Annotated in this window: 8 protein-coding genes and 1 tRNA gene; 7 read left to right on the top strand and 2 right to left on the bottom strand. The window is 67.9% G+C overall.

Annotated features, from left to right (window positions below; genetic code table 11):
- The 7 genes from prfB to ACS5PN_RS22870 all read left to right on the top strand — a co-directional run bounded on the left by prfB (position 1) and on the right by ACS5PN_RS22870 (position 10,079).
- A protein-coding gene (prfB, locus tag ACS5PN_RS22900; protein WP_439466316.1) for a peptide chain release factor 2 occupies positions 1-1,105 on the top strand; the annotation gives its coding sequence in 2 pieces (ribosomal slippage) (positions 1-81 and positions 83-1,105; 1,104 coding nt in all).
- A complete protein-coding gene (locus tag ACS5PN_RS22895) occupies positions 1,105-1,548 on the top strand; it encodes a hypothetical protein (RefSeq protein ID WP_439466315.1) in 444 nt (147 codons plus the stop codon). Before prfB ends, ACS5PN_RS22895 begins: the two co-directional genes overlap by 1 nt.
- Before the next feature lie 11 nt (positions 1,549-1,559).
- On the top strand, positions 1,560-4,229 hold the full coding sequence (gene pepN / locus ACS5PN_RS22890; RefSeq protein WP_439466314.1) for an aminopeptidase N: 2,670 nt from the start codon (positions 1,560-1,562) through the stop codon (positions 4,227-4,229).
- A 76-nt stretch (positions 4,230-4,305) separates the two neighbouring features.
- Positions 4,306-5,319 carry a class 1 fructose-bisphosphatase gene (locus ACS5PN_RS22885; RefSeq protein WP_439466313.1) on the top strand — a complete coding sequence of 338 codons (1,014 nt, stop codon included), beginning with the start codon at positions 4,306-4,308 and terminating at the stop codon, positions 5,317-5,319.
- A gap of 34 nt (positions 5,320-5,353) precedes the next feature.
- Positions 5,354-5,429: transfer RNA gene (locus ACS5PN_RS22880), tRNA-Thr, on the top strand.
- A 212-nt stretch (positions 5,430-5,641) separates the two neighbouring features.
- Positions 5,642-6,511: an ABC transporter ATP-binding protein gene (locus ACS5PN_RS22875; RefSeq protein WP_439466312.1), complete on the top strand. Its 870-nt coding sequence runs from the start codon at positions 5,642-5,644 to the stop codon at positions 6,509-6,511.
- Between the two features lie 10 nt (positions 6,512-6,521).
- Positions 6,522-10,079: an ABC transporter permease/M1 family aminopeptidase gene (locus ACS5PN_RS22870; RefSeq protein ID WP_439466311.1), complete on the top strand. Its 3,558-nt coding sequence runs from the start codon at positions 6,522-6,524 to the stop codon at positions 10,077-10,079.
- Here the strand turns inward: ACS5PN_RS22870 and ACS5PN_RS22865 are convergent.
- Positions 10,076-10,780 (bottom strand): LytR/AlgR family response regulator transcription factor, encoded by a 705-nt coding sequence (locus ACS5PN_RS22865; RefSeq protein ID WP_439466310.1) that lies wholly within the window; start codon positions 10,778-10,780, stop codon positions 10,076-10,078. The genes ACS5PN_RS22870 and ACS5PN_RS22865 overlap by 4 nt on opposite strands.
- On the bottom strand, positions 10,777-11,829 hold the full coding sequence (locus ACS5PN_RS22860) for a sensor histidine kinase (RefSeq protein WP_439466309.1): 1,053 nt from the start codon (positions 11,827-11,829) through the stop codon (positions 10,777-10,779). Before ACS5PN_RS22860 ends, ACS5PN_RS22865 begins: the two co-directional genes overlap by 4 nt.
- Positions 11,830-11,851: the final 22 nt, after the last annotated feature.

Below are 11,851 nucleotides of genomic sequence, written 5' to 3'. Positions count from 1 at the left end.
ATGGACATCGAACACATCAACCAAATCGGCAACAGCCTCGCCGACCTCGCAGCGCGTACCGACGCGCTAAGGGGGTATCTTTGACTTCGATCGCAAGGCCCTGCGCCTGAACGAAGTCAACGCGTCGCTCGAGAACCCCAACGTCTGGAACGACCCCAAGCGCGCCCAGGAACTGGGCAAGGAAAAGCGCACGCTGGAAACCGTGGTCGACACGATCACGCACCTGACTTCCTCGCTGGCGGACAACGCCGAGCTCTTCGAGATGAGCCGCGAGGAAGGCGACGAGACCGGCATGCTGGCCATCGAGGCCGACGCGGCCGCCCTGCAGGCCAAGGTCGAGGAACTCGAGTTCCGCCGCATGTTCAACAACCCGGCCGACCCGCTGAACTGCTTCATCGACATCCAGGCCGGTGCCGGCGGCACCGAGGCCTGCGACTGGGCCGGCATGCTGCTGCGCCAGTACCTGAAGTACGCCGAGCGCAAGGGCTTCAAGGCCACGATGGAAGACGAGACGCCGGGCGACGTGGCTGGCATCAAGAGCGCCACCATCAAGGTCGAGGGCGAGTACGCCTTCGGCCTGCTGCGCACCGAGACCGGCGTGCACCGCCTGGTGCGCAAGAGCCCCTTTGACTCGTCCGGCGGCCGCCACACGTCCTTCGCGTCGCTGTTCGTCTACCCCGAGGTGGATGACTCGATCGAGATCGACATCAACCCGGCCGATGTGCGCACCGACACCTTCCGCGCCAGCGGCGCTGGCGGCCAGCACATCAACAAGACCGACTCGGCCGTGCGCCTGACGCACATCCCAACCGGCATCGTCGTGCAATGCCAGGACGGCCGCAGCCAGCACAGCAACCGCGACGTCGCCTGGCGCCGCCTGCGTTCGCGCCTGTACGACCATGAGATGAAGAAGCGCATGGAAGAACAGCAGAAGCTGGAAGACACCAAGACCGACGTCGGCTGGGGCCACCAGATCCGCTCCTATGTGCTGGACCAGAGCCGCATCAAGGACCTGCGCACCAACTACGAGACCTCGGCGACGCAGAAAGTGCTGGACGGCGATCTCGACCAGTTCATCACCGAGTCCTTGAAACAGGGCATCTGATGAAGACCGGTTTTGCCCTGGCCATGGCCGTCGCCATCACCGGCCAGGTGCTCTACCACTTCATGCAGAAACAGGTCGCGCCCGGCGCCCATCCGGTGCTGGCGCTGATCGCCTTCTATCTCGGTGCGGCGGCTCTCAGCCTGCCTCTCTTCCTGCTTTTCCCGTTGCAGGCGCCCCTGGCGCAGGCCGCGGGTGAGCTGGGCGGGGCGGTCTGGGGCGTGGCCGTCGCCATCGTGCTGATCGAGCTGGGCTTTCTGCTCGCCTACCGGGCGGGCGGATCGCTGTCCAGCGCCTTCGTGCTGTCGGCCGCCGTCGTCACAGGCGCGCTGCTGATCATCGGCATGATGGTCTTCAAGGAGGCCGTGAGCCTCAAGCAATTCGCCGGCCTGGTGCTCTGCCTGGCCGGCATCTGGCTGCTGTCGGGCAACCGACCGGCCCATTAAAAGGAAACCTCATGCGTGAAGGTACTGCCACCCTGATCCAACGCCTGGATTACCAGCAGCCGGCGTTCTGGATCCGCAAGGTCGACCTGACCTTCGATCTCGATCCGGCCAAGACCATCGTCACGAGCAAGATGCAGGTCGAGCGCAACCGCTCGGTCGAGCACGGCCCGCTGCGCCTGCATGGCGAGGAGCTCAACCTGTTGCGCGTCCTCATAGCCGGCAACGGCGTGTCCTTCCGTCAGGAAGGCCATGAGCTGGTCATCGACAACCCGCCAGACGAAGACTTCCTGCTGGAGATCCGCAACACCATCTGCCCCGAGAAGAACACCGCCCTGTCCGGCCTCTACACCTCGGGCGGCAGCTTCTTCACGCAGTGCGAGGCCGAGGGCTTCCGCCGCATCACCTATTTCCTGGACCGCCCGGACGTGATGGCCGTCTACACGGTCACGCTGCGCGCCGACAAGGCCCGCTTCCCCATCCTGCTGGCCAACGGCAACCTGACCGACAGCGGCAATCTGGAGAACGGTCGCCACTTCGCGGTCTGGAGCGACCCCTTCCCCAAGCCCAGCTATCTGTTCGCCGTCGTCGCCGGCGACCTGGTGGCACGCGAGCAGCGCATCCGCACCCGCGCCGGCAAGGACCATCTGCTACAGGTCTATGTGCGCCGCGGCGACCTGGAGAAGACCGAGCATGCGATGAACTCGCTGATCGCCTCCATCGTCTGGGACGAGGCCCGCTTCGGCCTGCCCCTGGACCTGGAGCGCTTCATGGTGGTCGGCGTGTCCGACTTCAACATGGGCGCGATGGAGAACAAGGGCCTGAACATCTTCAACACGTCCGCCCTGCTGGCCTCGCCCGCGACCGCGACGGACGTCGACTTCGCCCGCATCGAGTCCATCGTCGCCCACGAGTATTTCCACAACTGGACCGGCAACCGCGTCACCTGCCGCGACTGGTTCCAGCTGTCGCTGAAGGAAGGCCTGACCGTCTTCCGCGACCAGGAGTTCTCGATGGACATGGCCGGCACGCCGTCGGCCCGCGCCGTCTGCCGCATCCAGGACGTGCGCCAGCTGCGCGCCATGCAGTTCCCCGAGGACAGCGGCGCCATGGCCCACCCGGTGCGCCCGGACAGCTACAGCGAGATCAACAACTTCTACACGGCTACCGTCTACGAGAAGGGTGCCGAGGTCGTGCGCATGTACCAGACCCTGGTCGGCCGCAAGGGCTTCGAGGCCGGCATGAAGCTCTATTTCGAGCGCCATGACGGCCAGGCTGTGACCTGCGACGACTTCGCCCAGGCCATCGCCGACGCCAACCCCGGCTCGGCCCTCAGCACCCGGCTGGACACCTTCAAGCGCTGGTACTCGCAGGCCGGCACGCCGCGCGTCAGCCTGCGCGGCGAGCATGACGCCGCTGCGCGTACGTTCACGCTGCGCCTGTCGCAGACGACACCGGCCACGCCCGGCCAGACCGACAAGCAGCCCCAGGTCGTGCCCATCGTCATGGGTCTGCTGGACCGCCACGGCGTCGCTCTGGCCCTGAACGCCAACGGCGACACCGAGCAGGTGCTGGTGCTGGACCAGGCCGAGCAGACCTTCGTCTTCGAGAACATCGACAGCGAGCCCGTGCCTTCGCTGCTGCGCGGCTTCTCGTCGCCCGTGGTGCTGGACGACGGCCTGTCCGACGCCGGCCTGATGGTGCTGATGCGCCACGACAGCGACCCGTTCAACCGCTGGGAAGCCGGCCAGCGCCTGGCGCTGAACCGCATCCTGCATTCGCTGCGGGCCGGCCAGCCGCTGGTGCTGAGCCCGGTGTTCATCGAGGCCATGCGCGGCATCCTCAACCACGCCGAGCTCGACCCCGCCTTCAAGGAACTGGCCCTGACCCTGCCCGGCGAGGCCTATATCGCCGAGCAGCTCGACGTCGTCGACCCGCAAGCGATTCATGCCGCCGTCATGGCCGCGCAAACCCAGCTCGCAAGCGCGCTGCGCGACGACTGGGCTGCGGCCTTCGAAGCCAACCAGATCGCCGGCGGCTACACGCCCGATCCGGTCTCTTCCGGCAAGCGCGCCCTGGCCAACCTGGCCCTGTCCATGCTCGTGCTGGACGCGCAGGCCACCGGCGACACCGTCTGGCCGGGCAAGGCCTACCAGCGCTTCAAGGACGCATCCAACATGACGGAGCGCCTGGGCGCACTGGCAGCCCTGGTCAACGCCGGCGCCGAGCTGGCCACTCCCGCGCTGGAGCGCTTCCACGCGCTGTTCAAGGACGACGCCCTGGTCGTGGACAAGTGGTTCTCACTGCAGGCCCGCGCGCCCGAGGTCAACGGCCGTGTCTTCGCCCGCGCCAAGGCCCTGACCAAGCATGCCGACTTCACGTTGAAGAACCCCAACCGCGCCCGCAGCCTGCTGGCCTCGCTGTGCATGTTCAACCCGGCCGCCTTCCACCGTGCCGACGCGGCGGGCTATGTGTTCTGGGCCGACCAGGTGCTGGCTGTCGATGCCATCAACCCGCAGCTCGCCAGCCGCATCGCCCGTGCGATGGACCGCTGGGCGGTGCTGGCCGAGCCCTACCGCGCGGCCGCCCGTGAAGCCGTCGCCCGTGTGGCCGCCAAGCCCGACCTGTCCAGCGACGTGCGCGAGATCGTCGAGCGCGCCCTGGCCTCCGGAGAGAAAGCATGACCCCCACGCAAATTTCATTTGCTGCCCCCCGAGGGGGCGCTTCACTCCTTTGGGGCGGCCCGGCAGGAGTGAAGGCATGAGCCGCGTCTCCCTGACCCAGTACCTGGTCGAGCAGCAGCGCGAGCACGGCCACATCCCGCAGGAGCTGCGCCTCCTCATCGAGGTCGTGGCGCGTGCCTGCAAGCACATCGCCATCGCCGTCAACAAGGGCGCCCTGGGCGGCGTGCTGGGCAGCGCCGGCAGCGAGAACGTGCAGGGCGAGGTGCAGAAGAAGCTGGACATCATCGCCAACGAGGTGCTGATCGAGGCCAACGAATGGGGCGGTCATCTCGCGGCCATGGCCAGCGAGGAGATGGACAGCATCTACGTCGTGCCCAACCGCTACCCCCAGGGCGAATACCTGCTGCTGTTCGACCCGCTCGACGGCTCGAGCAACATCGACGTCAATGTGTCCATCGGCACCATCTTCAGCGTGCTGCGCAAGGTGGGCCATTCGCGCGGCGTCAGCGACGAGGACTTCCTGCAGCCCGGCAAGCAGCAAGCCGCGGCCGGCTACTGCGTCTACGGCCCGCAGAGCATGCTGGTGCTGACGGTGGGCGACGGCGTCGCCATGTTCACGTTGGACCGCGAGACCGGCTCCTGGGTGCTGACCCAGGACGAGGTGCGCATTCCCGAGGACACCAAGGAATTCGCCATCAACATGTCCAACATGCGCCACTGGGCGCCGCCGATGCGCCGCTACATCGACGAATGCCTGGCCGGCTCCACGGGCACGCGCGCCAAGGACTTCAACATGCGCTGGGTCGCCAGCATGGTGGCCGACGTGCACCGCATCCTGACCCGCGGCGGCGTCTTCATCTACCCCTGGGACCAGCGCGAGCCCGACAAGCCCGGCAAGCTGCGCCTGCTTTACGAGGCCAATCCCATGGCCTTCCTCGTCGAGCAAGCCGGTGGCGCGGCCACCAATGGCCAGGAACGCATCATGGATCTGAAGCCCACCAAGCTGCACGAGCGCGTCGCCGTGGCCCTGGGCTCGAAGAACGAGGTCGAGCGCATCACCCGCTACCATCTGGACGACTCCACAAAATAGTGGCTATAATCGCGGGCTTGACGCTCAGTCAAAGGCCGGCATAGCTCAGTTGGTAGAGCAGCGCATTCGTAATGCGAAGGTCGGGGGTTCGACTCCTCTTGCCGGCACCAAGAATTCAAGAATAAAAAATCCAAGCTTCAAAGCCGCCCTGGTTCGCCAGCGCGGCTTTTGTTTTTTCCGCGGCCCTGCGGCGTAGAGCGCCTGCCACTCATCCCGGATTCAGACCGCTCGTCCAGCGCGGCGCAGCGCCGGTGTGGAAGGGCTGGAGCGCGCGTGAGGTGCTGAATACCGTGGCGGTATTCGACATTTGGAGACCGCCGCGATGCTCTCGATCCAGCGCCTGCACAAGACCTACGCCAACGGCGTCCACGCCACCAACGACATCAGCCTGGAAATCCCCAAGGGGCTGTTCGGCCTGCTGGGGCCCAACGGGGCCGGCAAGTCCTCGCTGATGCGCACCCTGGCGACGCTGCAGACGCCCGACAGCGGCAGCATCCACTTCGACGGCGTCGACGTGCTGAAGGACCCGCAGGCGCTGCGCCGCCAGCTCGGCTATCTGCCGCAGGATTTCGGCGTCTACCCCAAGGTCAGCGCGCTGGAGCTGCTCAACCACTTCGCCGTGCTGAAGGGCCTGACCCAGCGCGCCGAGCGCCGCGAGATGGTGGAGGCGCTGCTGCAGCAGACCAATCTGTGGGAGGCCCGCAGGCGCGCCGTGGCGAGCTTCTCGGGCGGCATGCGCCAGCGCTTCGGCATCGCCCAGGCCCTGCTGGGGGCGCCGCGGCTGATCATCGTCGACGAGCCCACGGCAGGCCTGGACCCCGACGAGCGCAACCGCTTCCTGAACCTGCTGGCGCGCATCGGCGAGGACGTGGTGGTCATCCTGTCCACCCACCTCGTCGACGACGTGACCGACCTGTGCCCGCGCATGGCCATCATCGGCGCCGGCCGCGTGCTGGCCGAGGGCGAACCGCAGGCCGCCATCGAAACACTCTACGGCCGCGTCTGGCAGCGCAGCGTCAGCGACGCCGCCCTCGCCGACTACCAGCAGCGCCTCACGGTGCTGTCCTCACGCCTGGTGGGCGGCAAGCCGCAGATCAACGTCTATGCGGACCGCCAGCCCGACGACGGCTTCGTCCCCATCGTGCCCGGCCTGGAAGACGTCTACTTCCTGCAGCTGCGCGCGCTGGCCTGAGGAGTGCAGCATGTGGCTTGAATTCCTTCGCTTCGACCTGCGCCTGCAGCTGCGCCAATGGCTGCTGTGGGTGACGACCCTGCCGCTGATGGGCATCGCCTTCCTGTCGGCCAGGAGCGACAGCTTTCGCATCGGCGGGGCCATCGGCAATCTGCACATGAATGCGCCGACGGTCATCGCCCAGCAGCTCACCGTGCTCAGCATCGTGGCCATGTTCCTGGTCACGGCCTTCATCGCCGGCGCCGTGCTGCGCGACAACGACGCCGGCATCGCCGACCTGCTGTTCGCCACGCCCATGCGCAAACTGGACTATCTGGGCGGCCGCTTCCTGGCCGGCCTGGCCGCTTGCCTGCTGGTGTTTGCGCTCGTCACGCTGGCCATGGTCATCGGCTCGCGCATGCCCGGCATCGCGCCGGAGCGCCTGGGCGACTTCTCGCTGTGGCCGTACGCCTGGAGCTTCGCCGTCTTCGTCGTGCCGAATCTGCTGTTCGTGGCGGCGCTGCTGATGCTGCTGGCTGCGACGACACGCTCGATGAGCATGGTCTACGTCGGCGTGGTGGCCTTCCTGGCGCTGTGGTCGGCCGCCAGCTTCCTCGGCCAGCGGCCCGACGGCTTCACGGTGGGCGCGCTGCTGGACCCCTTCGGCGTGCGCGTGCTGGCGCTGGCGACGCGCTATTTCACGCCCGCCGAAGCCAACACCCGGCTGCCCGAGCTGGCCGGCGCGTTGCTGGCCAACCGCCTGCTGTGGAGCGCGATCTCGCTGGGGCTGTTTGCCGCCACGGTCGTGCTGTTCAAGCCGCAGCGGCTGGGCACCGGTCGCGCATGGCAGCGCCGCCGGGCCGCGGTGCCGTCGGCAGCGGCGCCCATCGTCAACGCACCGCGCCGCATCACGCCGCGCTTTGTCAACACGACGGCTTGGGCGCAATGCTGGCAGCTGCTGCGCTTTGACGCGCGCGGCGTGCTGAGGAGCTTGCCCTTCCTCGTCATGCTGATGCTGGCGGTGGCCAACTTCCTCGCCAACTACGCGGTCGGCGGCATGCGCTTCGACAGCGTGCCCTACCCGCTGACGCGGCTGATGCTGCAGGAGATCAGCGACGGCATGAACTTCGTGCTGGTCGTCGTGCTGCTGTTCTACAGCGGCGAACTGGTGCATCGCGACCGGCAGACGCGCATTGCCGACGTCGGCGACGCGCTGCCTTTACCCGACTGGGTGCCGCTGGTGGCACGCAGCGGCACGCTGGCGGCGGTGGTGCTGGCCTTCCTGGGCGCTGGCGCGGTGGTGGCTGTCGGCATCCAGCTCATCAAGGGCGGTGTCGACATCCAGCCCCTGCTCTATCTGAAGGGCACCTTCATCAATGCCGCCTATTTCGTGCTGATGGGCCTGGCGTTGCTGGCCCTGCAGGTGATGGCCGGCAACCGTTACGCCGGCTATGCGGCGGGCGCGGCGTTGCTGGCCTCAGGCGCGCTGCTGCAGGGGGCACGACTGGACGACCGGCTCTACAACTTCGCGTCGCTGCCCCCTCTCGTCTATTCGGACATGAATGGCTATGGCGACCTGTCGGGCTGGGCCTGGTTCGCCCTGTACTGGGGCCTGGGCGCCGCCGCGCTGCTGGCCCTGGCGCAGATGCTGCGCACGCGGGGTACGCCGCCCACCACGCGCCAGCGCCTGGCCGCAGCGGCGCGGGCGCTGGGTGGGCGCCGGGGCCTGGTGCTGGCCACCTGCCTGGGCGCGTTCACGGCGGCGCAGGCCTGGATCTTCTACAACACCCATGTGCTGAACCGCTACACCTCGGCCGAGCAGCGGCTCGACGCCCGGGTGGACTATGAAAAGGCCTACCGCGGCCTGCTGGGCCGGCCCCAGCTCAGCCTGGCCGCACTGCGCGCCGAAGTGGAGATCTTTCCGGCCCAGCGCGCCGCCACGCTGCGCGCCCACTACACGCTGCGCAACGACACGACCGCCCCCATCGCCACGCTGTTCTTCCAGAGCGACGTCGACACCGACACCGTCATCGAGCAGTTGCCGCCGCACCGCGTCACGCGCGATGACCCACGTTTCGGCGTGCTGCTCATCGAGCTGGACCAGCCCCTGGCGCCCGGTGCCACCTTGCTGCTCGACGCCCACGTGCAGGTGCGCCCGCGGGGCTTCACCAACAGCGGCGCACTGGGGCGCATCCACGAGAACGGCACGCTGTTCACGCTGGAGGATTTCTTCCCCAAGCTCAGCTACGACGCCTCGCAGGAGCTGGACGACCCGCGCGACCGCTCGGCGCGCGGCCTGGGTGCACCGCACCGCCTGCCCGCACTGGAAGATGCCGCCGCGCGCCAGCACAACTACCTGGCCCAGTACGGCGTCCCTGCCGGCCTGATCGATTTCGAGGCCACCGTCTCCACCAGCGCCGACCAGACGGCCATCGCCCCCGGCGACCTGCAGCGCCAATGGGAGAGCGGCGGACGGCGCTACTTCCACTACAAGATGGCCTCGCCCATCCTGCCCTTCGTGTCCTTCCAGTCGGGGCGCTGGCAGACGCGGACCGCCCGCTGGCAGGGCGTCGACATCACCGTCTTCCACGACCCCCGGCATGCGTGGAACGTCGACCGCATGCTGGCCGGCGCCCAGGCCGCGCTGGCCTACAACAGCGAGCACTTCGGCCCCTATCCGCACAAGGCACTGCGCATCGTCGAGACACCGCTGTACCAGTCCTATGCGCGCAGCTTCCCGATGACCGTGCCCTTTTCCGAATCGCTGGGCTTTGTCAGCGACCTGCGCGAGCCCGGCGGCGTGGACCATGTCTTCTACGTCACCGCGCACGAGGTGGCGCATCAATGGTGGGGCGACCAGGCCATCGCCGCCAATGTGCAGGGGGCCGGCCTCATCACCGAGTCGCTGGCGGAATACTCGGCGCTGATGACGATGAAACAGCGCTTCGGGGTCGAGGCCTTGCGGCCCATCCTGCGTTTCGACGCCGACGAATACTTCCGCGGCCGCGGCGCCGAACGCGTGGGCGAACTGCCGCTGGTACGCGACGAAGGGCAGGCCTACATCACCTATCGCAAGGGCAGCCTGGCGCTGATGCGGCTGAAGAACGCCATCGGCGAAGCTGCCGTCAACCGCGCCCTGGGCCGCTTCATCGCCGAACGGCGCTACCAGGGCCCGCCCTATGCCACCAGCCTGGACCTGCTGCAGGCCCTGCGCGCCGAAGCGCCGGCCGATCAGCAGGCCCTGATCGGCGAGCTGTTCGAGCGCATCGTCGTCTACGACAACCGTGTACTCGCCGCCACGGCCAAGCCACGCAGCGATGCGCAATGGGACGTCACGCTGCAGCTCAGCCTGGCGAGGTTCGAGGCCGATGCCAAGGGCAGGGAAACGCCGCTCACCGACGACCAAGCCGTCGAAGTCGCCCTGTTCGCCGCCGCCGACCGCCCGCTTTACCGCGCCGCGCACCGCCTGCCTGCCGGCACGTCCACGCTGACCGTCACGGTCAAGGAGAAGCCCATGGCGGTCGCGCTCGACCCCGATGGCCTGCTGCTCGACCGCATCCCGGCGGATAACCGCCGGCACGTCGACTAGAGCCGGTTCAGCTGCTTGAACTCGGCCGCGCGCCGGCGCGACATCGCGACCTTGAACCCGCCCGCCAGCGTCATCTCCAGGCTGCCGGCGGGCGAGGGCCCGACGTTCTCGACAAAGCGCAGATTGACGATGTGGCGCCGGCTGACGCGCGTGAACTGCTGCGGGTCCAACCTGGCCTCCAGCTGGTTCAGCGAGCGCAGCAGCAAGGGCCGGTTGCCGTCGAAATAGACCCGTGTGTAGTTGCCCTCGGACTCGAACAGCGCGATGCGGTCCAGGGCCACGAACCAGCAGCGCTCGCCGTCCTGGATGAAGACCTTGCCGTCCGGCGCCTGGGCCTTGTCCGCCGGGGCTGGTGCAGCAGGCTTGAACTTGGCGAGCGCCTGGGCCAGCCGCTGCGGTTCGATGGGCTTGAGCAGATAGTCCAGCGCGTTGACGTCGAAGGCGCGCAATGCATGTTCGCTGTAGGCCGTCGTGAAGATGACGGCCGGCGCCGCATCCAGCGCAGCCAGCAGGTCGAAGCCGCTGCCATCGGGCATCTGGATGTCGAGGAACACCAGGTCCGGCGTCAACGCGCGGATGGCCTGCAAACCTTCCGCCACGCCGGCCGCCTCGGCCACCACCTGCACGTCCTCATGCTCGCCCAGCAGGCGGCGCAGGTCATTGCGCGCCAGGCGCTCGTCGTCGATGACGGCGACCCTCATGCCGTGGCCTCTGCCGGCAAGGTGACGGTGGCTGTCACCCAGCCCTCGCTCTCGTCGATGCTGCAGGTGGCCGTGGCGCCGAACTGCAGGGCCAGGCGCTGGCTGGCGTTGGCCAGGCCGACGCGGGTCGAGGCGCTGTCGGTGATCAGCCGGCCCTCGTTGGCCACCGTGATGCACACGCGCCCCGGCTCGCGCCGCGCGGCGATGCGGATGCGGCAAGAGCCGGTCGTGCGCTCCACGCCGTGGCGCACGGCGTTCTCGGCCAGCGTCTGCAGCACCATGGGTGGCAGCATCACGCTGCCCAGCTCGGGCGGCACGTCCACGGCCAGTTGCAGCCTCTCGTCAAAACGCAGCTTTTCCATGTCCAGATAGGCGTTCACGGCGGCGAGTTCCTCGTCCAGCCTCGCGGTGGGTCGATGCCCGGCCTGCAGGCTGTGCCGCATCATGCCCGCCAGCTGATTGATGGCGCGCGCCGCGGCGCCGGCATCTTCATAGACCAGGGCGCGGATGCTGCTCAGGCAGTTGAAGAAAAAATGCGGGTTGACCTGCGACTGCAAGGCGCGCAGCTCGGCCTCCTTGACGCTGACCTCCAGCCTCAGCTTCTCCACCTCGAAACGCTCGGCCCGCCGGCGCGACAGCGCCACGGCGTAGCAGAGCGTCCAGAACGCAAACACCATCAACCACAGCAGCACCAGCAGCACGAGGTCGAAAGCCAGCTCGTCCGCGCTGTCGGCGAAAAAGGCGCCGCCGCGGAACATCAGGTCGGACAGCAGCAGAAATCCGGTCTGCATGACGGCCAGGGCCAACAGCCCCGCCGCCAGCCGCGCCATCGGCAGGCCGCTGGCGCGGTCTATCCAGGCGCGGCGCCTCAGCAGCCCTCGCCAGGTATGGGACAGCAGCAGCCCGGTCATCGAAACGCACAGCTTGGCGACCGCAAAGCGCAGGCCGGCGCGCCAGTCGCCGAAAGACGAAGACAGCACGCCGAAGGTGGCCAGGGTGCCCCAACCGGCCAGCTGACAGACCCAGTAGTCGCGCTCCGTGCGTGTCAAGCTTCCCTCGTCTCCACTTCTG

The sequence above is a fragment of the Roseateles sp. NT4 genome (assembly GCF_051857475.1).
Taxonomy (GTDB): Bacteria; Pseudomonadota; Gammaproteobacteria; order Burkholderiales; family Burkholderiaceae_C; genus Pelomonas.
The sequence above is the reverse complement of the archived record's forward strand: the minus strand, read 5'-3'. Positions and strand labels throughout refer to the sequence as shown.